The organism is Kiloniellales bacterium (genome assembly GCA_030064845.1).
In the GTDB taxonomy this organism is placed as follows: Bacteria; Pseudomonadota; Alphaproteobacteria; order Kiloniellales; family JAKSDN01; genus JASJEC01.
The window spans coordinates 1-21,750 of record JASJEC010000068.1 but is presented as its reverse complement, the minus strand read 5'-3'; the positions used below and the strand labels follow the sequence as shown (position 1 = coordinate 21,750).

General features: G+C 69.8%; 19 protein-coding genes and 1 riboswitch. Of the genes, 18 read left to right on the top strand and 1 reads right to left on the bottom strand.

What is annotated here, in order from left to right:
- Window positions 1-298: 298 nt before the first annotated feature.
- The 12 genes from QNJ67_18765 (at window position 299) to QNJ67_18710 (ending at window position 14,431) form a co-directional block, all read left to right on the top strand.
- Window positions 299-871 (top strand): HPF/RaiA family ribosome-associated protein, encoded by a 573-nt coding sequence (locus QNJ67_18765; protein ID MDJ0611024.1) that lies wholly within the window; start codon window positions 299-301, stop codon window positions 869-871.
- Between the two features lie 357 nt (window positions 872-1,228).
- Window positions 1,229-2,374, top strand: a complete 1,146-nt coding sequence (locus QNJ67_18760; protein MDJ0611023.1) for a site-2 protease family protein — start codon at window positions 1,229-1,231, stop codon at window positions 2,372-2,374.
- Window positions 2,375-2,403: 29 nt separating this feature from the next.
- A complete protein-coding gene (locus QNJ67_18755; GenBank protein ID MDJ0611022.1) occupies window positions 2,404-2,607 on the top strand; it encodes a hypothetical protein in 204 nt (67 codons plus the stop codon).
- A gap of 19 nt (window positions 2,608-2,626) precedes the next feature.
- Window positions 2,627-3,421 (top strand): bifunctional DNA primase/polymerase, encoded by a 795-nt coding sequence (locus QNJ67_18750; protein ID MDJ0611021.1) that lies wholly within the window; start codon window positions 2,627-2,629, stop codon window positions 3,419-3,421.
- A 313-nt stretch (window positions 3,422-3,734) separates the two neighbouring features.
- A complete protein-coding gene (locus tag QNJ67_18745) occupies window positions 3,735-4,640 on the top strand; it encodes a DMT family transporter (protein MDJ0611020.1) in 906 nt (301 codons plus the stop codon).
- Between the two features lie 588 nt (window positions 4,641-5,228).
- Window positions 5,229-5,861 (top strand): 5,6-dimethylbenzimidazole synthase, encoded by a 633-nt coding sequence (bluB, locus tag QNJ67_18740; protein ID MDJ0611019.1) that lies wholly within the window; start codon window positions 5,229-5,231, stop codon window positions 5,859-5,861.
- A gap of 56 nt (window positions 5,862-5,917) precedes the next feature.
- A riboswitch (cobalamin riboswitch) is annotated at window positions 5,918-6,140 on the top strand.
- A gap of 102 nt (window positions 6,141-6,242) precedes the next feature.
- On the top strand, window positions 6,243-6,791 hold the full coding sequence (cobU, locus tag QNJ67_18735) for a bifunctional adenosylcobinamide kinase/adenosylcobinamide-phosphate guanylyltransferase (GenBank protein MDJ0611018.1): 549 nt from the start codon (window positions 6,243-6,245) through the stop codon (window positions 6,789-6,791).
- Between the two features lie 13 nt (window positions 6,792-6,804).
- Window positions 6,805-7,842, top strand: coding sequence for a cobalamin biosynthesis protein CobW (gene cobW / locus QNJ67_18730; GenBank protein MDJ0611017.1), 1,038 nt, complete (start codon window positions 6,805-6,807; stop codon window positions 7,840-7,842).
- Between the two features lie 9 nt (window positions 7,843-7,851).
- Complete coding sequence (gene cobN / locus QNJ67_18725; GenBank protein ID MDJ0611016.1) at window positions 7,852-11,610, top strand: cobaltochelatase subunit CobN; 3,759 nt, start codon at window positions 7,852-7,854, stop codon at window positions 11,608-11,610.
- A gap of 23 nt (window positions 11,611-11,633) precedes the next feature.
- Window positions 11,634-12,260, top strand: a complete 627-nt coding sequence (gene cobO / locus QNJ67_18720) for a cob(I)yrinic acid a,c-diamide adenosyltransferase (GenBank protein ID MDJ0611015.1) — start codon at window positions 11,634-11,636, stop codon at window positions 12,258-12,260.
- Window positions 12,261-12,277: 17 nt separating this feature from the next.
- Window positions 12,278-13,753 carry a cobyric acid synthase gene (locus tag QNJ67_18715; GenBank protein MDJ0611014.1) on the top strand — a complete coding sequence of 492 codons (1,476 nt, stop codon included), beginning with the start codon at window positions 12,278-12,280 and terminating at the stop codon, window positions 13,751-13,753.
- Between the two features lie 6 nt (window positions 13,754-13,759).
- Entirely contained in the window at window positions 13,760-14,431 is a 672-nt protein-coding gene (locus tag QNJ67_18710; protein ID MDJ0611013.1) for an RraA family protein, read from the top strand.
- 131 nt (window positions 14,432-14,562) lie between these two features.
- Here QNJ67_18710 and cbiB read toward each other — a convergent pair whose 3' ends face one another.
- On the bottom strand, window positions 14,563-15,552 hold the full coding sequence (gene cbiB, locus QNJ67_18705) for an adenosylcobinamide-phosphate synthase CbiB (protein MDJ0611012.1): 990 nt from the start codon (window positions 15,550-15,552) through the stop codon (window positions 14,563-14,565).
- A gap of 62 nt (window positions 15,553-15,614) precedes the next feature.
- Here cbiB and QNJ67_18700 point away from each other — a divergent pair, with 62 nt between their 5' ends.
- From QNJ67_18700 to QNJ67_18675, 6 genes are all read left to right on the top strand, one after another.
- Window positions 15,615-16,712, top strand: coding sequence for a sirohydrochlorin chelatase (locus QNJ67_18700; GenBank protein ID MDJ0611011.1), 1,098 nt, complete (start codon window positions 15,615-15,617; stop codon window positions 16,710-16,712).
- Window positions 16,713-16,874: 162 nt separating this feature from the next.
- Window positions 16,875-17,516 carry a precorrin-8X methylmutase gene (locus QNJ67_18695; GenBank protein MDJ0611010.1) on the top strand — a complete coding sequence of 214 codons (642 nt, stop codon included), beginning with the start codon at window positions 16,875-16,877 and terminating at the stop codon, window positions 17,514-17,516.
- Complete coding sequence (gene cbiE, locus QNJ67_18690) at window positions 17,513-18,718, top strand: precorrin-6y C5,15-methyltransferase (decarboxylating) subunit CbiE (protein MDJ0611009.1); 1,206 nt, start codon at window positions 17,513-17,515, stop codon at window positions 18,716-18,718. The genes QNJ67_18695 and cbiE overlap by 4 nt, the downstream gene beginning before the upstream one ends.
- On the top strand, window positions 18,715-19,419 hold the full coding sequence (locus QNJ67_18685; protein MDJ0611008.1) for a precorrin-2 C(20)-methyltransferase: 705 nt from the start codon (window positions 18,715-18,717) through the stop codon (window positions 19,417-19,419). The genes cbiE and QNJ67_18685 overlap by 4 nt, the downstream gene beginning before the upstream one ends.
- The gene (cobJ, locus tag QNJ67_18680) at window positions 19,416-21,236 is read left to right on the top strand and encodes a precorrin-3B C(17)-methyltransferase (protein MDJ0611007.1); all 1,821 of its coding nucleotides are present in this window, start codon (window positions 19,416-19,418) and stop codon (window positions 21,234-21,236) included. Before QNJ67_18685 ends, cobJ begins: the two co-directional genes overlap by 4 nt.
- Window positions 21,233-21,750, top strand: a 518-nt coding sequence (locus QNJ67_18675) for an SAM-dependent methyltransferase (GenBank protein MDJ0611006.1), incomplete at its 3' end; no start/stop codon positions are given. The genes cobJ and QNJ67_18675, both read left to right, overlap by 4 nt.

Sequence of the window (21,750 nt, the reverse complement as noted above, 5' to 3'; positions counted from 1 at the left end):
CAGCGGAGGATCGCGGTTGCGCAATAGCTTGGTTGCAGGCGCGAGAGCCGGCGAAGTGGCTGGCGATACCCCCGGCAATCCGGCCGGGAGCCGTTTCCGCACGACGCCGGTAGCGGCCTGCGGTTACGTATCAGCAGTGCCTTCGCCGAACGTCAGATCATCGCGCAGCGCACCCTCGAGGTCTTCGCCTCCTCGGCCAGCCGCGGCGGGCCTCGTCCGCCGGGTCGCGAGACTGGAACCCCTCGTCTGCATAAAGGGCTAAACTGCCGTCAAACGAACCGGGAGAACGAGAACCACCATGGATGTTCCGCTGCAGATTTCCTTTCGCAACATGGACAAATCGGACGCGATCGAGGCGAGGGTGCGCGAGCGCGCCGAAAAGCTCGAGAAGTACTTCGGCCGCTTGACGAGCTGCCGCGTGGTCGTCGAGGCGCCGGACCGGCATCACCGCAAGGGCAAGATCTACCACGTGCGCATCGACCTGGGCGTGCCCGGCAAAGAGATCGTGGTCAGCCGCCACCCCAAGAACAATCATGCCCACGAGGACGTCTACGTCGCGATCCGGGATGCCTTCGATGCCGCGCGCCGTCAGCTCGAGGACCATGGCCGCAGGCTGGAAGGCAAAGTGAAGACCCACGAGGTTCCGCCCCACGGCAAGGTCTTGCGGATCTTCCCCGAGGAGGGCTACGGCTTCATCCAGTCCTCCGACGGCCAGGAGATCTACTTCCATCGGAACAGCGTGCTGCGCGACGCCTTCGGCAAGCTGTCCCCGGGTGACGAGGTGCGCATCGTCGTGGCCGAGGGCGAGAGTGCCGAAGGGCCTCAGGCCAGCACGGTGGATCCGCTCGGCAAGCGGCATATCGTCGACTAGGGCTCTCAGGCCGGCCGCGAGGTCCCCTGTCGACCCTTCGGGCCCTGAATGGCCGTCTAACGGGCCGACAGGCGCGGCTAGAGCAGATCGCGATTGAATGGACTCGCCTGGGGCGGTCCATTCAATCGCGTGAATCCGCTCTAAGGCCCCGATGATCCCGACAGCCCGATCTTGACGTGGCGCAAGGACGGACTGGCGATTCACGGCTACTTCAACAATGACTGGGATGCTCGTACCGTCGAGCGCGCAGGGTCTCTAAGCCGCCTTCTCGCCTCGAGCGGTGCCGTCGCTCCCGGAGCCGGCCAGCGGGAATGAGCCGAGACCTCCCAGGTTCGCTCTGATCGCGGAGTGACGAGAATGTTCGGAAAGCAGGTCGATCTCTTCGAATTGGTCGGTTTCAAGGTTCGCGCCGATGCGAGCTGGCTGATCCTGGCAATCCTGGTGACCTGGTCCCTGGCCAAGGGCTACTTCCCCCTCTACTACAGCGGGTTCCAGACGGAGACCTATTGGCTCATGGGGGCCGCCGGGGCGATCGGACTCTTCGTTTCGATCATCTTCCACGAGCTCTCGCACGCTGTGGTGGCGCGCCACTATGGTTTGGAGATCAAGGGGATCACGCTTTTCATCTTCGGCGGCGTCGCCGAGATGGAGGCCGAGCCGTCTCATCCGATGACCGAGCTCTTGATGGCCGTCGCCGGGCCGATCGCCAGCCTGATCCTCGCGGCCGGCTTTTATCTCCTGTCGGTTGTCGGCGAGGCCGGCGCCCTGCCGGTCAATGTCCTGGCCGTCCTGCGCTATCTCGCCCTGATCAATCTGGTGCTCGCCGTCTTCAATCTCGTTCCGGCCTTCCCCCTGGACGGTGGTCGGATGCTGCGCGCCGTTCTCTGGCAGTGGAAGGGCGACCTGAGATGGAGCACGCGCCAGGCGACCCGCAGCGGGGAGATCTTCGGGCTCTTTCTGATCGCGATCGGAGTGCTCAACATCGTCGGCGGCAACCTGGTCGGCGGCATGTGGTGGTTCGTCATCGGTCTGTTCCTGCGCGGCGCCGCCAATGCCTCCTACTATCAGCTGATCAGCCGCCGGCTGCTCGAAGGCCAGCCACTGGCGAGTTTCATGACCCGCGACCCGGTCACCGTACCGCCCGATCTCTCGCTTCGCGACCTGATTGAGGACTACATCTACGCGTTCCATCACGACTTCTTTCCGGTCGTCGACGGCGATCGGGTCCTTGGCCTGATCAGCGTCAAGCACGTCAAGCACGTGCCGCGCAACGAATGGAACGACCGGAAGGTCTCGGAGGTCATGCAACCGGCGTCGGACGACAACAGCATCGCCCTCGGCACCGAATGCGTCGCCGCCCTCTCGGTCATGCGCCGCAGCGGCAACAGCCGGCTTCTGGTGGTCGACGGCGAACGCCTCGTTGGCGTGATCGCCTTGAAGGATCTGCTCGAGTTCCTCAGCCTGAAGATCGACCTGGACGAACCCGACGTGCCGCGCTTCTGAGTGCCGGCGAAGAGATGGGAGACGGTGACATGTCCGAGCAGAAGAACCGCGTGAGCATCAAGTGCCCGCAATGCGATCATCCGATCGTGACCCTGCCCGAAGGTTACGATCTGGAGGAGGGCCTGATCTGCCCCGGCTGCGGCGCTCTGGTCGAGCCGCAGAGCCCCTTCGAGGCCCTGGTCGAGCGCACCGAAGAGACGATCTCCAAGCTGATCGGCAAGAAGCGCCACTGATCGAGAAGGCACGCGTGCCATGCCGTCCCCGGACTGCGCAGCGCCCGCCCTCGCCTATTTGGCGCGGGGCTGGTCGGTGATCCCGGTCGAGCCGGGAGGAAAGCGGCCCCTGGTGCGCTGGGAGGCTTTTCAGAACCGTCTGCCGGCGGCATCGGAAGTCGAGGGCTGGTTCAGCCGTTGGCCGGGCGCGAACCTGGCGATCGTGACCGGCGCGGTCTCCGGCCTGGTCGTGCTCGACGTGGATCCGCGCCACGAAGGCGACGAGAGCCTGCGCGCGCTGGAACGGGAGCACGGACCGCTGCCGCCTACGGTGGAAGCCTTGACCGGTGGTGGCGGCCAGCATCTCTACTTCGAGCACCCCGGCGGGGTGCTGCGCAACAAGGTCGGGCTGGCGCCGGGTATCGACCTGCGCGGCGACGGCGGCATGGTGGTGGCGCCGCCGTCGAGCCACGCCTCGGGCCGTCCCTACGCGTGGGAAGTTTCGCACCATCCCGACGAGACGCGCCTGGCGCGGATGCCGTCGTGGCTGCTGAACCTGGTCCGGGGCGACCGGGACCATCCCGGCCACCCGCTGAGCCATTGGCGAGGCCTGGTGCGCGAGGGCGTTCCGGAAGGGTCGCGCAACGACACGATCGCCTCGCTGACCGGCCATCTGCTGTGGCACGAGGTGGATCTGGAAGTCGTGACCGAGCTGCTGCTCTCTTGGAACCGTGTGCGCTGCCAGCCTCCCCTTTCCGACGAAGAGGTCGTTCGCACGGTGAGAAGCATCGCCGGCACCCACGCCAGACAGCGCGCCAGGGATCGGGGTGCCTAGAGCGGATCATGTTTGGAACCACTTCGTGGTCTCTAACTAAACATGTGAATCCGCTCTGCTTTGGAGGTTTAGTGCAGATTCACGGGGTTTGATGGATCGCCTCCGGCGATTCAGTCAAACCCGGATCTGCTCTAGGCAGGTCGAGACCTTGGCGATGCTCGCCAATCTTCGCGCCGACCCCGAGCATCCCCTAGGGATCGGAAGTAGCCGGGCAATCCCGTCTTCCAGCGCGAGTGATAATGCTGGGCTTGCGGGCTTAGTCCATGGCGTGACAGCGAGGGTTTCCCGCAGTGTCCAACACTAGAGGCGATACGTGACCTCGTCGGCGCGGAGAGAACAGCCGGAGCGGTACCGCTATCTGGCGCCCCTAGCGGCGGCCGGGACCGGCGTGCTGGTCGGCTCGGCCATCGTCGCGACGCGCTATGTCATCGGCCAGACCGATCCGGCTTCGCTCGCCCTGCTACGCTATCTGCTCGGCGTGGTCCTACTGCTGCCGCCGGTCCTGATGTCGACGCGGGTGCGCTTCGCTCGGCGCGATCTCCTGCCGGTCGCGCTGCTCGGCATCGGCCAGTTCGGCATCCTGATCGCGCTTCTGAACTTCGGCCTGCAGTACATCGCCTCGGGCCTCGGCGCGCTGATCTTTGCGACCTTCCCGCTGCTCACCCTCGTGCTCGCCGCGCTGCTGCGGGCCGAGGCCATGACGCTGGCCAAGCTGGCCGGCGTGGTCCTTACCATCCTCGGCGTCGCCTGCGCGCTCGGCGAGCAGCTCTTCTTGCCGGAACTCGACGCCGAGCTCTGGATCGGCGCCGGGGCGGTCTTCGCCAGCGCCTTCACCGGCGCGCTCTGCAGCGTTTTCTACCGGCCCTATGTCGCCAGGTACCCGCCGCTCCAGGTCGGCGCCTTCGCCATGTTCGCCTCGGTGCTGTTTCTGGCGGCGCTGGCCGCCGGCGAGGGCTTCTTCGACGAGGTGCCCGAGTTCACCCTCGGCGGCTGGCTCGCCATCCTCTTCATCGGCGGCAACTCGGCACTGGGCTACTACCTCTGGCTCTGGGCGCTGCGGCACACCACGCCGACCAAGGTCGCGGTCTTCCTCTCGCTCGGTCCGGTGACCGCGACGGTGCTGGGCGCGGTTCTGCTGGGGGAGACGGTCAGCGGGCTCTTCCTCGCCGGCCTGGCCTGCGTCGCGCTTGGGCTGGCGGTGGCCCACCGGCCGGGCTGAGCGACTTTACTGATGACCTTGAGGCCGGCGTGGTCGAGTCGTAGATCCTGATCGGCGACAGTCTTCCTCGGTCGTGGGTCCGCGCCGGATAGCGGGATTTTTTGCGCTGCACAAATTGTGTGCAGGGTGCTCACGAGCGAGGCCGCTGATTCGTCAAAACCGCAATACTTTCAAGAAAATTAGAGTGTTACGTCGCTATCAGGCGTGGCCGCGCCATGCCGTTAACGGCCGTGAGGGAGCACTGCTGCCTAGCGGAAGGGCGCAAAAAAAGCTTGTAATGCTGCGATGCGAGATGAGAACCTGAACGCCGTTGGCGGGATCGGGTGAGTCGTACAGCCTGACGATTGTCCCCCAACCGCTCGCCAACGACGCCTATGGCGTTTCCTCCCGAAACTCGGACCACGCCGCCCTAACGGCGTGGTCCTTTTTTCGTTCCGAGAAGCACGAACATCTAGCTTAGCGCCTTGGACCCAAGTCCCGCAATCCCGAGTCGCATCTCCGGGCGAGGAAATCCTTGACGCTGCCCGCGCCGCGTTCGACGCTTGCCGCCTCGAGCAGATCAGAGCGCGGTTCGTTTCGCCTTTCGCCATGCCCCAGTTCGACCGGTCCTTCTGCGACAGCCTGGCGGCGCTTCTCGCCTGGCGGCGCGACGTGCGGCGCTTCCGGCGGGATCCGGTGGACCCGGCGACCTTCGCGCGGCTGCTCGATCTCGCCAGCCTGGCGCCCTCGGTCGGCAACGCCCAGCCCTGGCGCTTCGTCACGGTCGACGACCCGGCGCGCAGGGCGGCGGTGATCGAGAACTTCGAGCGCTGCAACCACGCGGCGCTCGGCAGCTACAGCGGTGAACGGGCGGCGCTCTATGCGCAGCTCAAGCTGGCCGGCCTCAAGGAGGCGCCGGTGCACTTGGCGGTGTTCGCGGACGAGGATCCGGCCGCCGGCTGCGGCCTGGGGCGCGCGACCATGCCCGAAACGCTGCGCTATTCGGCGGTGCTCGCGGTCCATACCCTCTGGCTCGCCGCCCGGGCCGAGGGAATCGGTGTCGGCTGGGTTTCCATCCTCGATCCTGCGGACGTCGCCGCGGTGCTCGAAGTGCCGGAAACTTGGGCTCTCGTCGCCTACCTCTGCATCGGCCATCCGGAGGAAGAGCATCTGGATCCCGAGTTGGAACGCCACGGCTGGCAGGCCCGCGAGCCCCGAGGAAAAATCGCTCTGGCGCGCTGATGCCGCGCGTTCGGGGGCCGCGCTTGTTTTGTTTGTCATCTTCCTTTGAACTGGCTTAGTGTCGGTCCCGCGACGGTTTTCCGCGGGATCCCGAAGGGCCCCGTCGGAAATGAAGAGGGAACGGGGTGCGGCGGCCCTTGATAGGCGGCCAAGGCCTCGACTGCCCCCGCAACTGTGGGCGGGTGGCCGGCGTCGGTCATGCCACTGGGCAACCGGGAAGGCAGGGCGCAAGGCCGTAACCCGCGAGTCAGGAGACCTGCCGTCGCGCGCGCCTTTGCGAAACCGCCGGGCGGGGCGAACCGGCGGGAAATGGGGCGGCCGCACGGCGGCACGCGCCCGCTTCGCAAATGGCATGGGTTTGGGGGTGGAAGGGAGTCGCCCATGCCGACCGATCGATCAGCCGCGGCCGTCGCGCTGCCTCCGGTCACGCTCGTTCTGGGCGGGGCGCGTTCGGGCAAGAGCCGCCACGCCGAATCCCTGGTCGAGGCGCAGGCGGGTCCCTGCATCTACCTGGCCACCGCCGAGGCCGGCGACGCCGAGATGACCGAGCGGATCCGCCGGCACCGCGCGCGGCGGGGCTCGCGCTGGCAGACGATCGAAGAGCCGCTGGACCTGGCCGGCGCGCTCAGCCGCGCCGCGCGGCCCGAGGCGGCCGTCCTGGTCGACTGCCTGACGCTCTGGCTCAGCAACTTGATGGGCGCGGAACGGCCGATCGAGCAGGAGACCGAGCGTCTCCTGGCCGCCCTGCCCGATCTCGCCGGGCCCGTGGTCTTCGTGTCCAACGAGGTCGGCCAGGGCGTCGTGCCGGTCAACGCCTTGGCGCGCGCCTTCGTCGACCATGCCGGCCGTCTTCACCAGGCCGTGGCCGGTGCGGCCCAGTCGGTCCGCTTCCTGATCGCCGGCCAGACGCTCGTCCTCAAGCAGGCTTGATGGGAATACCACCATGAAACGAGAGACCAAGATCCCGGCGACGGTCATCACCGGCTTCCTCGGCGCCGGCAAGACCTCGACCATCCGCCACCTGCTGGCGACCGCGAACGGCACGCGGATCGCCCTGATCATCAACGAGTTCGGCGACCTCGGGATCGACGGTGAGATCCTCAAGGGCTGCGGCGTCGAGGGCTGCGAGGAGGACAGCGTCATGGAGCTGGCCAACGGCTGCCTCTGCTGCACCGTGGCCGACGACTTCGTCCCGACCATGGAGGCGCTGCTCGACCGGCCCGAGCCACCCGACCACATTGTCATCGAGACCTCGGGCCTGGCGCTGCCGAAGCCCCTGGTCAAGGCCTTCAACTGGCCGGAAATCCGCACCCGGGTCACGGTCGACGGCGTCATCACGCTGATCGACGGGCCCGCGGTGCGCGACGGCCTCTTCGCCGGCGATCCCGATGCGGTCGACGCCCAGCGCCGGGCCGACGAGGCGCTGGACCACGACAGTCCCCTGGAAGAGCTGTTCGAGGATCAACTCTCCGCCGCCGACCTGGTGGTGCTGAACAAGTCGGATCTCCTGTCCGCCGACGAGTTGATGGCATTGCGGGACGAGATCGGCGGACAGCTCCGGCGCGAGGTCAAGGTGGTCCAGGCGGCCCACGGCGCGATCGACGCGGCGGTTCTGCTCGGACTGGACGCGGCGGCCGAGGATGACCTCGACCAGCGGCCCTCGCACCACGACAGCGCCGACGATCACGACCACGACGACTTCGCGAGCTTCGCGGTGGACCTGGGCGAGGTCGCCGACCCCGCGCCCCTGCTGCAGGGCCTGCGGCGGGTCGCCGCCGAGCACGGCATTCTGCGCATCAAGGGCTTCGCGGCGGTCGCCGGAAAGCCCATGCGCCTCGTGATTCAGGGCGTCGGCGGGCGCTTCCAGCACTACTTCGACCGAGACTGGCGCCCTGCGGAGCGCCGCTCGACCCGACTGGTCGTGATCGGCGAGGCCGGCATGGACGAAGCCGCGATCCGCGCGGGACTGGCCGCGAGCTAAGGCGCAGCCATGCACCTCCTGCAGGCCAAACCCGGCGCGATCGCCGACGGCTCCGAGGCCGTGGACCTGGGGCAGACCCCGGGGGACATCGTTGTCCTGTCGGCCGCCGACACCGATCTCGCCGCCCTGGCGAACGCCCGCGCAGGCTTCGGCGAAGGGTTCCCCAGCCTGCGCCTCGCCAACCTGATGCAGCTTTCCCACAACCTCTCGGTCGATCTCTATCTCGATGGCGTGCTGGCGAAGGCGAAGCTGATCGTCGTGCGCCTCCTGGGCGGCGTCTCCTATTGGCCCTACGGGATCGAGCAGCTGACGGACCTCGCCGAGGAGAGAGGCATCAAGCTCGCCCTCCTGCCCGGCGACGACCAGCCCGACGCGGAGCTATCCCGTCTCTCCAACCTGCCGCCCGAGGGCTGCCACCGGCTCTGGCAGTACTGCGTGCACGGCGGGCCGGAGAACGCCCGCAACTTCCTGGCCTATGCGGCCAGCCTCGGCGGCGCAGAGGGGTCCTGGATCGAGCCGCGGCCCTTGCTGCGCGCTGGTCTCTACTGGCCGGGGCAAGATCAACCGAGCTTGGAAGACCTGCGCGCACACTGGGCCGAGGGCGCGCCGGTCGCCGCGATCGTTTTCTACCGGGCGCTGCTCCAGGCGGGCAACCTGGCGCCGGTCGACGCCCTGATCGACGCGCTGCGGCAGGAAGGCGTCAACCCGCTGCCGGTCTACTGCGCCAGCCTCAAGGAGCCGGTTTCGGCCGAGACGGTGGCGAGCTTGCTCGGGGAGGCCAAGGCCGGTCTGGTGCTCAACGGGACGGGCTTCGCCGTATCCTCGCCGGGCGCAGCCCGCAGCCCGACGCCCTTCGACGCGGTCCCTGGGCCGGTGCTGCAGGTCGTCTTCTCCGGCGGTGGCCGGGACTCCTGGGCCGAGGGCACCCAGGGCCTATCGGCCCGCGACATCGCCATGAACGTCGCGCTGCCCGAAGTCGACGGACGCGTCCTGACCCGTGCGGTCTCTTTCAAGGGGGAGGCGCGCTACGACGCCGCGACCCAGTCCTCGGTCGTGGTCTACGAGCCGGTGCCGGACCGCATCGCCTTCGTCGTTGAGCTGGCCGCCCGTTGGCTCGACCTGGCGCGCACGCCGCAGGAGGAACGGCGGATCGCCCTGGTGCTGGCCAACTATCCGAACCGGGACGGTCGCATGGGCAACGGCGTGGGGCTCGATACGCCCGCCGCAACCGTCCAGGTGCTGCGCGCGCTGAAGGAAGACGGCTACCGGGTGGAAGAGATTCCCGCGGACGGCAATGCCCTGGTCGAGCGACTGCGCGAAGGTCCGACCAACGCCGGTGTCGCGGCGCGTGTCGTGCGCGAGAGCCTTTCGCTCGCCGACTATCAGATCTTCTTCGCTTCGCTTCCCGATTCCGTGCAGGTGGCGGTAAACGAGCGATGGGGCGCGCCGGACGCCGACCCGTTCTTCCTGCCGGGCCGGAGCGATTGCGGCGCCTTCGCGCTGCCGGCCTTCCGCTGCGGCGCGGTCGTGGTCGGACTGCAGCCGGCGCGCGGCTACAACATCGATCCCCAGGCGAGCTATCACGATCCCGACCTGGTGCCGCCGCACGGTTACTTCGCGTTCTACGCCTGGCTGCGCCATCAGGTGCGGGTCCAGGCGGTCGTTCACATGGGCAAGCACGGCAATCTGGAATGGCTCCCGGGCAAGGCCCTGGCACTCTCGTCGGGCTGCTTCCCGGAAGCCGCCTTCGGCGCCCTGCCGCACCTCTATCCTTTCATCGTCAACGACCCTGGCGAGGGCACCCAGGCCAAGCGCCGGGCCCAGGCGGTGATCGTCGATCACCTGACCCCACCCCTGACCCGCGCCGAGAGCTACGGGCCGCTGGCCGAGCTGGAGCGCCTGGTCGACGAATACTACGAGGCTTCCGGCGTCGATCCGCGCCGCCTAAAGGTGCTGGCCAAGGAGATCCTCGACCTCACCCGTTCCAGCGGTCTCGACAAGGACTGCGGCATCGCGCCGCAGGAGAGCAGCGAAGAGGCGCTCGCCAAGCTCGACAACTATCTCTGCGAGCTGAAGGAGATGCAGATTCGCGACGGCCTGCACGTCTTCGGTTCCGCGCCCGAGGGCGAGCAGCTGACCGACCTGCTGGTGGCGCTCACCCGCCTGCCGCGCGGCTCGGGCGAGGGTGGCGGCGCCTCGCTGCTGCGCGCCCTGGCCCGAGATCTGGGCTTCGGGGGCTTCGACCCTCTGGATTGCGCGATGGGCGATGCTTGGAAGGGTCCAAGACCCGGCGCGCTGATGGGGGAGGCGCCGTGGCGTACCCAGGGCGACACGGTCGAACGGCTGGAGATCCTGGCCGCGGATCTGGTCGCCGATCGCCGTCACGCCGACCCGGCTTGGGAACGGACCCTGTCGGTGTTGGGTGCCATCGAGACCGAGCTGCGTCCCGCCGTCTGCCGCAGCGGCACGGCCGAGATGTGCGGCCTGCTGACCGGTCTGGAGGGGCGTGTGGTCTTCCCCGGCCCCTCCGGCGCGCCGACCAGGGGCCGCCCCGAGGTCTTGCCGACCGGGCGCAACTTCTACTCGGTCGACACCCGCGTGGTACCGACGCCGGCGGCCTGGACGCTCGGCTGGAAGTCCGCCTGCCTGCTGTTGGAGCGCTACCGCCAGGAGCAGGGCGACTGGCCGAAACGCCTGGCGCTCTCGGCCTGGGGAACGGCGAACATGCGTACCGGCGGCGACGACCTCGCCCAGGGTCTCGCACTGATGGGCGTACGTCCCACCTGGGAAGTGACCTCGCGCCGGGTGACCGGCTTCGAGATCCTGCCGCTCTCGGTGCTCGACCGGCCCCGGGTCGACGTTACGCTCCGGGTGTCCGGGTTCTTCCGTGACGCCTTCCCGGCGCAGATCGACCTTTTCGATTCCGCCGTACGCGCGGTCGCGGAGCTGGACGAGCCCGAGTCGATGAACCCGCTGGCCGCACGCGTACGCGCGGACCGGGCGACGCTGGAAGCGAGCGGGTACGACGAGAAAACCGCGGCCCGCCGCGCGGCCTTCCGCGTCTTCGGCTCCAAGCCGGGCGCCTACGGCGCGGGCCTCCAGGCCCTGATCGACGAGCGCGGCTGGGAAAGCGAGGCGGACCTGGCCCGCGCCTATCTCGCCTGGGGCGGCTACGCCTACGGTGCCGGGGCGGCGGGCGCGCCGGAACAGGGCCTCTTTGAGGCGCGGCTCTCGGAAGTCCAGGCGGTGTTGCACAACCAGGACAACCGCGAGCACGACCTGCTCGACTCCGACGACTACTATCAGTTCGAGGGCGGGCTGACGGCGGCGGTCCGACATCTCTCCGGGCATCAGCCGGCGGTCTATCACAACGACCATTCGCGCCCCGAAAGTCCGAAGATCCGCACGCTGGAGGAGGAGGTCGCCCGGGTCGTCCGCGCCCGCGTGGTCAATCCGAAATGGATCCAAGGCGTCATGCGCCACGGCTACAAGGGCGCCTTCGAGATGGCGGCGACCGTCGACTACCTCTTCGCCTTCGCCGCCACGGCGCGGGCCGTCGCCGATCACCACTTCGACCTGGTCTACGAGGCCTACCTGGAAGACGAGGCGGTGCGCGACTTCCTTGAAGAGAACAACCCGGCGGCGCTGAAGGAGATGGCCGAGCGCCTGCTCGAGGCCCAGGCGCGAGGCCTCTGGGCGCCGCGCTCCAACTCGGCTCACGCGCGCCTCACCGGCTGGGCCGAAAAGGCGCTGGAGGAGGCATCATGACCGAGAAGACGGCTCGAAGTGAGATGGGCCAAGACGAGATCAACGCCCGGGCCAACGAGAAGGCGCGCAAGCGCAAGGCCGCGCGCGACAAGATGCTGGCCGACAAGACCAAGGAGAAAGGCCTGCTGATCGTCCACACGGGCAAGGGCAAGGGCAAGTCGACCGCGGCCTTCGGCCTGGTGTTCCGCGCCATCGGCAACGGCATGCGGGTCGGCGTGGTGCAGTTCGTGAAGGGCAAGTGGGAGACCGGCGAACGCCACGTCCTCGAGCGCTTCCCCGAGCAGGTCGAGATCCATACCATGGGCGAGGGCTTCACCTGGGACACCCAGGACCGTGCCCGCGACATCCGAGCGGCGCAGGCGGCCTGGGAGAAATCCAAGGAGATGATCGAGGCCTGCCGCGGGCCCAAACCGCGCTACGACCTTATCCTGCTCGACGAGCTCAACATCGTGCTGCGCTACGACTACCTGCCGCTCGACGAAGTCGTCGGCTTCCTCGCCGACCGTCCCGAGGACCTGCACGTCGTGGTCACCGGACGCAACGCCAAGGAGCCCCTGATCGAGGCCGCCGACCTGGTAACCGAGATGGCCCTGGTCAAGCATCCCTTCCGTGAGCAGAATGTTAAGGCGCAGAAGGGGATAGAGTTTTGAGCGCGGTCCCCGCTCTCATGCTGCAAGGCACCGGCTCCGACGTCGGCAAGTCGCTCCTGGTCGCGGGTCTTTGCCGCGCCTTCACGCGGCGAGGACTCCGGGTGCGCCCCTTCAAGCCGCAGAACATGTCGAACAACGCGGCGGTGACGGTCGACGGCGGCGAGATCGGCCGGGCCCAGGCGCTGCAGGCCCGCGCCGCGGGGGTCGCCCCCGTGGTTGATATGAACCCGGTGCTGCTCAAGCCGCAGAGCGAGGTGGGTGCGCAGGTCGTGGTCCAGGGCCGGGTGGTCGGCGCCGCCAAGGCGCACGACTATCAGCAACTGAAGCCCACGCTTCTGCCCCGCGTGCTCGAATCCTACGAACGCCTGTCCGGCGAGGCCGACCTGATGCTGGTCGAGGGCGCCGGCAGCGCGGCGGAGGTCAACCTGCGGGCGGGCGACATCGCCAACATGGGCTTCGCGCTGGCCGCTGGGGCGCCGGTCGTGCTGGTCGGCGACATCGACCGGGGCGGCGTGATCGCCAGTCTGGTCGGCACGCACCGCCTGCTGACGCCGGCCGAGAGGGCGCTGCTGGCGGGCTACGTGATCAACCGGTTCCGCGGCGACGTCAGCCTGTTCGACTCCGGCCTCGCCATCATCGGCCGCGAGACCGGCCTCGAGGCCTTTGGCGTGGTGCCCTACTTCGCCGAGGCGCGCGCCCTGCCCGCCGAGGACGCGCTCGCCGTGCAGAACCCCGAGGCGCCGGGCGCGGGCGCGATCAGGATCGCCGTGCCGGTGCTGTCGCGCATCGCCAACTTCGACGACCTCGATCCTCTGATGGCAGAGCCCGAGGTCGCGGTCGACTTCGTCGAGCCCGGCCGCGCGCTGCCGGGCGACGCCGACCTGGTGATCCTGCCCGGGTCGAAGGCGACCCTGTCCGACCTCGCCTTCCTTCGGAAACAGGCCTGGGATCAGGACATCGCCGCCCATCTCCGCCGCGGCGGCTGGCTGCTCGGCCTGTGCGGCGGCTACCAGATGCTCGGCCGCCGCATCGCCGATCCCGACGGCATCGAGGGTCCGCCGGGCGAGGCCGAGGGCCTGGGCCTGCTCGAGACCGACACGGTGCTCGGCGGCGACAAGAGGCTGGTCGAGTCGCGCGGGGTCGAGTTGGCGAGCGGCGAGTCCGTCCAAGGCTACGAGATTCACATCGGCAGGACGGAAGGGCCGGGCCGCGCGCGGCCTCTGCTGCGCCTTGCCGGTCAGGACGAGGGCGCCGTCTCGGCCGACGGCAAGGTCGCCGGCTGCTACCTGCATGGACTTTTCACGTCCGACAGCTTCCGGCGGGCCTTCCTCGCACGGATCAAAGTTCGTGCCCACAGCGGCCCGGCCTACGACGCCCTGGTCGAAGGCACGCTCGACCGCCTGGCCGATCACCTGGAGAGTCATCTCGACCTCGATCGCCTGCTGGACGCCGCCGCGCGGACCGCTCCGCTCCGCACCGCCAACCTCGGATAGACCGCCATGCCCGTCGTCGTCCACGAGCCCGCCTTCGAGCGCCTGTCGCCAACCGAACTGGCCGCCTGGGCCAAGATCCCGACCACGATCCTCGTCGACGACACCGACGGCGCCGCCTTCGTCGACCCGGACATCCGCGCGCTGCCACAGGGCGTCGCCTTCGCCGGACAGGCCCTGACCGTCGAGGCGCCGCCGGCCGACATCTCGGCGGTGCATCACGCGCTGACCCGGGGCTGGCCGGGGGCCGTCATGGTGATCGCGGCGGGCGGCCGCCGGGATACGGCGATGGTCGGCGAGATCGTCACCAGCGCCGCGCGCACCGCCGGTTTCCGCGGCATCGTGGTTGACGGCGCGGTCCGAGATCCCGCGAACCTGCGCCGCTGGCACGACATTCCGGTGTTCTGCCGCTGGACCATGGCGCGTGGGCCGCACCGCCAGGAGGGCGGCGAGATCAACGGCACCGTCGTCTTCGGCGGCGTGACCGTGCAGCCGGGCAGCCTCGTCATCGGCGACGACGACGGCCTCGCCGTGGTCCCCCTCGCCGGCCGCGAGGCCTTGCTTGCCAAGTGTCAGGCCCACGCTGCCTTCGAGGAGGAGGCGCTGGCCCGGGTCGCCGCCGGCGAGACCACCGTGGCGGTCTTCGACGTACCGCCGCCGGACAAGATCGGAAGCAAGTAGCCAATGGCCAGAAACAAGCCGCCCCTCTTGTCATGCCCGGGCTTGACCCGGGCATCCAGGGTTGCCAGCCGCCCCTGGATTGCCGGAAGCGCGAAGCGCTCGGGCTTCGCCCGTCCGGCAATGACAGCAGTTTACGGAGACTGGGAGAGCAACAATCCCACGACCGCGAGGGCCGCCAGCACGGCGCCGCAGACGAGGTAGAGACGCAAAGAAGCATGCAGATCGGCAACTCCCAGATCCCGGCGGCCGTCGCCCATCCAGTGGTCGTCGACGCCCTGCGCGCCGTAGCGCCGCGGCCCGGCCAGGGCGAAGCCCAGGGCGCCGGCGAAGGCGGCCTCCGGCCAGCCCGCGTTGGGCGAGCGGTGCTTTGGCGCGTCGCGCAGGCTGCCTTGCAGGGCCCGACCCGGCGCGGCGCCCGGCAGCAGGCCGGCGGCCAGCACGACGAGGACGGCGGCCAGGCGTGCCGGAACCCAGTTGGCGGCGTCGTCCAGCCGGGCGGCTGCGCGCCCGAAGTAGAGGTAGCGCTCGCTGCGGTGGCCGATCATGGAGTCAAGCGTGTTGACCGCCTTGTAGGCGCAGAGCCCCGGCAGGCCGAGCAGGAGATACCAGAAGACGGGCGCGACCACGCCGTCGGAAAAGTTCTCGGCCAGGCTTTCGACCGCGGCCCGGGCGACGCCGGCCTCGTCCAGGCTCTCCGGGTCGCGGCCGACGATGTGGGCGACCGCGGCGCGGCCCTCGGCGAGGCCGCGGTCGAGTCCCTCGGCGACGGCGCGGACATGGTCGTAGAGTCCGCGAAAGGCGATCAGGCTGCTGGCCAGCAGCGCCTCGACGAGCCAGCCGAAGGGCCACTGCGCCAGTACGAAGGCAACCATCCAGGCCAGCGCCAGCACCAGGGCGACGATCGCGTTGAGCGCGAAGAGACCGGCCAGGAAGCGCTCCCTCGGCGCCCCGCCCTCCCGGTTCAGGCAGCGGTCGGCGAGATCGACCAGGCGCCCGACCAAGACCACGGGGTGGGGGACGCGCCGGTAGAGCCAGGGCGGGTCGCCCGCAAGCGCGTCGATCAGCAGCGCGAGCAGCAGGATCGCCCAGGGCGCCATGTCATGGGGATGTATCACGGCCATGGCGGCACCTTGGTCCCGGCGATGACCCGGGTCAACGCCAGGCAAGCGAAAGGAAAAGGGCTATGAACGGGAATGGGAGCAAGACCGGCGTCATGGTGTGCGGCCACGGCAGCCGGGACGTCGAGGCGGTGCGCGAATTCGATTCTGTCGCGCGGGGCATCCGCGAGCGGCTGCCGCAATACCAGGTCGAGAGCGGCTTTCTGGAGTTCGCGACTCCGATCATCCGCGACGGCCTGGACCGCCTGCGCGAGAGCGGGCACGACAAGGTACTGGCCGTGCCGGGCATGCTCTTCGCCGCCGGGCACGCGAAGAACGACATCCCTTCCGTGCTCAGCACCTACCAGGCCCGGCATCCCGAAATGGAGATTCACTACGGACGCGAGCTGGCGATCGACGGCAAGCTGCTGGGCGCGGCCGGCGCGCGCATCCGCGAGGCCCTGGAGCAGGCGGAGGGCGAGGTGCCGCTGCACGAGACCATGCTGGTCGTGGTCGGGCGCGGCGCCTCGGACCCCGACGCCAACTCCAATGTCGCCAAGGTGATGCGCATGCTCTGGGAGGGGCTCGGCTTCGGCTGGGGCGAGACCGCCTACTCCGGGGTCACCTTCCCCTTGGTAGAGCCGGGCCTCGAGCACGCGGCCAAGCTCGGCTACCGGCGCATCGTTGTCTTTCCCTACTTCCTCTTCACCGGCGTCCTGGTCAAGCGGATCTACGACTACACGGACAAGGTGGCCGCGCGGCATCCGGAGATCCAGTTCGTCAAGGCGCCCTACCTCTCAGACCATCCCCTGGTGCTCGATTCCTTCGCCGAGCGGGTGCAGGAGATCGAAACCGGCGACAACAACATGAACTGCAAGCTCTGCAAGTACCGAGAGCAGATTCTTGGCTTCGAGGCCGAGGTCGGGCTGCCCCAGGAGAGCCACCACCATCACGTGGAAGGCATCGGCACCGATGCTGACAAGCACGACCACAGCCATAGTCACAGTCACGGGCACAGCCATGGCCACGCGCACGCCGGCGACCAGGCGCACAGTCACAGCCACAGTCATAGTCACAGCCACGGCCATGGCCATGGACATAGCCACGGGCATCACCACCATCCCTATCCCCACGCCGACCACCCGCTCGGCCCGCGCTCCATGAAGAAGCGCGCCCAGGGCTAAGGGCATGATGCTTACGTTCACCTTCTCTCACTTGTCATGCCCGGACTTGATCCGGGCATGCAGGGATGCCGGCCGCCCCTGGATTGCCGGAAGTGCGGAGCACTCGGGCTTCGCCCGTCCGGCAATGACAGTGGAGCCTGTTCCACGACATAGGCACTACCCATGACCCAGGAGGCCGCCATCGACTACCTGCGCGACCCGGAGGAGATCTACCGTCGGTCCTTCGCGGCCGTGCGGGCGGCGACCGACTTGTCGCAGGTGCCGGCGCCGCTGGTCGGGGTCGTGCTGCGCCTGGTCCATGCCTGCGGCGAGCCGGAGATCGTCCGGGACCTGTCCTGGAGCGGCAAAGTCGGCGAGTCCGCACGCGCTTCCTTCGACCTCGGTGCGCCCATCCTGGTCGACTGCACCATGGTGGCGGCGGGCATCATCAGGAGCCGCTTTCCCGGCGACATTGACATTCTCTGCACGCTCAACGACCGTCGGGTCCCGGACCTGGCGCGGGAGCAGGCGACGACCCGCTCGGCGGCGGCCGTATCGCTCTGGCGTCCTCATCTGAAGCGGTCGGTGGTTGCGATCGGCAACGCGCCGACCGCGCTCTTCCGCCTGCTCGAGGAGCTACGGGACGGCGCGCCCAGGCCCGCGGCGATCCTCGCCTTTCCGGTCGGTTTCATCGGCGCCGCGGAGTCGAAGGAAGCGCTGATCGAGGCCGACCTCGGCATACCCTACCTCACCCTGCGCGGCCGGCGCGGCGGCAGCGCCCTGGCGGCGGCGGCCGTCAACGCGCTGGCGGGCGGTGCGGCATGATGCCCTGGCTCTCCATCGTCGGGCTCGGCGAGGACGGGCTGGGCGGGCTCGACCCGGCGGCCCGCGCCCTGGTCGACCAGGCCGAGGTCCTGGTCGGCGGCAAGCGCCACCTCGCCATGGTGCCGGACGACGGCCGGGAGCGGCTGACCTGGACCAGCCCGATCCGCGACCTGGTCGAGGAGATCGCCGGCCGGCGCGGCCAGAAGATCTGCGTGCTGGCGACCGGCGATCCCATGGCCTACGGCATCGGCGTGACCCTGGCGCGGCACGTCGAGCAGGAAGAGATGGTCGTCCTGCCGGGCCCCTCGGCCTTCTCGCTGGCCGCCGCGCGCCTCGGCTGGAGCCTCGCCGACGTGGAGTGCCTGACGCTGCACGGCCGGCCGCTGGCACTGCTCCACGCTTACCTGCAGCCCGGCGCCAGGCTGCTGCTGCTTTCCGAGAACGGCGAGACCCCGGGCCAGGTCGCCGAACTGCTGACGGCAAGGGGCTACGGCGAGAGCCGCCTCGCCGTCCTGGAGCACATGGGCGGCGAGAAGGAGAGGCTGATCGAAGGGACCGCCGCGGCCTGGGCGCGGGACGATCTCGCCGACCTCAATACCGTCGCGGTGGCTTGCGTGGCCGGAGCGGGCGCGGCCCTGCTGCCGCGCACGCCTGGCCTGCCCGACGAGGCCTTCCGCAGCGACGGACAGCTCACCAAGCGCGAGGTGCGCGCGGCGACCCTGGCCGCGCTGGCGCCGGTCCCCGGACAGCTGCTCTGGGACGTCGGCGCGGGCTGCGGCTCGATCGCGATTGAGTGGATGCGCGCCGCGCCGCGGGCGCGGGCGATCGCCATCGAGCGGCATCCGGACCGCTTGGCCTTCATCGCCGAGAACGCGGCCGCGCTGGGCGCGCCCAAGCTGGAGATCGTCGCGGGCGAGGCGCCGGGGGCGCTGGCCGGACTGGAGGCGCCGGACGCGGTCTTCGTTGGCGGCGGCGCCGGCACCGACGGTCTCTTCGAAGCCTGTTGGCGGGCCCTGAAGCCGGGCGGTCGGTTCGTGGCCAACGTGGTCACGCTGGAAGGCGAGCAGGCGGTTGTCGCCTGGCGCGACGCAATTGGCGGCCGGCTCACCCGGATCGCCGTCTCGCGGGCAGAGGCGGTCGGCCCCTTTACCGGCTGGCGGCCGCTCATGCCGGTCACGACCTACGCGGTGACCAAGCCATGACCGGAACCCTCTATGGACTCGGCATCGGCCCCGGCGATCCCGAACTGATCACCGTGAAGGCGCTGCGCCTCCTGCGCGCCGCGCCGGTACTCGCCTACCCGGCGCCGGAGAAGGGCGAGAGCCTGGCCCGCGCAATCGTCGCCGACCTGCTGCCCGGCGGACAGGCGGAAGTCGCGATCCGCATGCCGATCGAGGTCGCCCGCTTCCCGGCGCAGGAGGTTTACGACCGCAGCGCCGCGGAGCTCGGCGGTCACCTCGCTGAGGGCCGCGACGTCGCCGTGCTCTGCGAAGGCGATCCCTTCTTCTACGGCTCCTTCATGTACCTCTTCGGACGCATGGCCGAGGACTTCCCCGTCGAGGTCGTGCCCGGCGTTTCCTCGCTGACCGCCTGCGCCGCCGTGCTCGGCGCGCCCCTGGCGGCGCGCAACGACGTCCTGTCGGTGGTGCCGGGGCCCCTGCCGGACCCGGAGCTGAAAGCACGCCTCGCGGATTGCCAGGCCGCCGCGCTAATCAAGGTCGGCCGGCACTTCCCGCGCATCCGTTCCGTGCTGGAGGAGCTCGGTCTCGCCGGCCGGGCGCGCTATGTCGAGCGCGCCACCATGGCGAGCCAGAAGATCCTGCCGCTCGACGCGGTCGACCCGGCCGCCGTGCCCTACTTCTCCATGATCCTGGTCCACACGCGCGGGGAGGCCTGGGCATGAGCGCCGCCGCCGAGACCGTCGTCTTCGTCGCCCTGACGGGCAAGGGCGCGGAGCTGGCGCTGCGGCTCGCGGAGTCCCTGCCGCGCGCGGAGGTACACGGCCTGGCCGGGCGGGCCGATGCGGCCCCGGTGGTTTTCCGGGATACCCTGGAGCACCTGAGGGATTTGTTTCTGGCCGGGCGGCCGATCGTCGGTCTCTGCGCCGCCGGAATCCTGGTGCGGGCCCTCGGGCCGCTCCTCTCGGACAAGCGCGCGGAGCCGCCGGTCCTCGCGCTGGCCGAGGACGGTGCGGCGGTCGTGCCGCTGCTCGGCGGTCATCGCGGCGCCAATGCCCTGGCGCGGGGGCTCGGGGCCATTCTGGCGGTCGCGCCGGCGATCACCACCGCAGGCGACCGCCGCTTCGGTGTCGCGCTGGACGACCCGCCGCCGGGCTGGCGCCTGGCCAATCCCGAACACCACAAGGCCTTCGGTGCCGCGCTGCTCGACGGCGCGTCGGTTCGGTTGGAGGGCGCGGCGCCCTGGCTCTCCGACAGCGGAATCCCTTTCCGCGACGACGGCGCGCTCAGCATCCAGGTGACCGTGGAGCGGCGCGCGGGCTCGGATCTCACCTTGATCTATCACCCGGCGCGCCTGGCGCTCGGTCTCGGCTGTGAGCGGGGTGCGGAGGCCGAGGAACTGATCGCCCTGGCGCGCCGCTGCCTGGCGCAAGCCGGGCTCGCCGAAGCCGCGGTGGCCGGCGTCTACTCGCTGGACTTGAAGGCCGACGAAGCGGCGGTGCACGCGGTCGCCGAAGCGCTCGGCGTCGAGGCCCGGTTCTTCGATGCGGACCGACTGGAAGCCGAGACGCCGCGACTCTCCAGGCCTTCGGACTTGGTGTTCCGCGAGGTCGGGTGTCATGGGGTCTCCGAAGGTGCCGCCTTGGCGGCGGCCGGGCCGGAGGGCAGGTTGTTGGTCGAAAAGACCCGCTCGACGCGCGGGACCTGCGCCGTCGCCCTGGCGCCCGGGCAGATCGGGCCGGTCGGCGCGCCGCGCGGCCGTCTTTCCGTGATCGGTCTGGGGCCCGGTGATCCCAACTGGCGCACGCCGGAGGTCGAGGCGGCGGTGGCCGGGGCCTCGGACCTGGTCGGCTACCGGCTCTATCTCGACCTGCTCGGCGGCCTCGCCGAGGGCAAGCGGCGGCACGACTACGACCTCGGCGAGGAGGAGACGCGAGTCAGGGCGGCCCTCGACCTCGCCGCCGCGGGCCGCCAGGTGGCCCTGGTCTGCTCCGGCGACCCGGGCATCTACGCCATGGCGGCCCTGGTCTTCGAACTCCTCGACCGCGCGGACCGCCCCGAGTGGAAGCGGGTCGCGATCTCGGTCGCCCCGGGCCTCTCGGCCCTGCAAGCGGCGGCCGCGCGCATCGGCGCGCCCCTGGGTCATGACTTCTGCGCCATCTCGCTGTCCGACCTGCTGACCCCCTGGCCGGCGATCGAGCGACGCCTCAAGGCCGCCGCCGAGGGCGACTTCGTGGTAGCGCTCTACAACCCCGTCTCCCAGCGGCGCAAGCGCCAGCTCGAGGCGGCGGTCGAGATCCTGGGCCGGGCGAGGCCGCCGGAGACTCCGGTCGTGCTCGCCCGCCGCCTCGGCCGCGAAGGCGAGACGGTCGAGGTGATCGATCTGAAGGAGCTGACGCCGGCGCGCGTCGACATGCTGACGGTCGTGCTGGTCGGCTCGCGTGAGACCCGGCGCGTGGCGCGCGGTGACGGCGGCTGCTGGGTCTATACGCCGCGCGGCTACGCCGCCAAGCGGGCCGACGACCTGGAGGCTTCGGCATGACCGTACATTTCATCGGCGCCGGGCCGGGCGCGGCCGACCTGATAACCCTGCGCGGCCGCGACCTGATCGCCGCCTGCCCGGTCGTGCTCTATGCCGGGTCGTTGGTACCCGAGGAGGTTCTGGCCCACGCGGCGCCGGACGCGCGGGTCCTGGACACGGCGCCGCTCACCCTGGACGAGATCGTCGAGGAGATGCGCCGCGCCGACGGGGACGGCCAGAACGTCGCGCGGGTGCACTCCGGCGACCCTTCGCTCTACGGCGCCATCGCCGAGCAGATCCGCCGCCTCAAGGAACTCGGCATCGCCTACGACATCACGCCGGGCGTGCCGGCCTACGCCGCGGCTGCGGCGCTCCTGGGCCAGGAGCTGACCCTGCCGGGGGTCAGCCAGACCGTGGTGCTGACCCGCACCGCCATGAAGGCCTCGGCCATGCCGCCGGGCGAGGAGCTCGCCGCCTTGGGCGCTTCCGGCGCGACGCTCGCGATCCACCTCTCGGCGCGCAACCTCAAGCACGT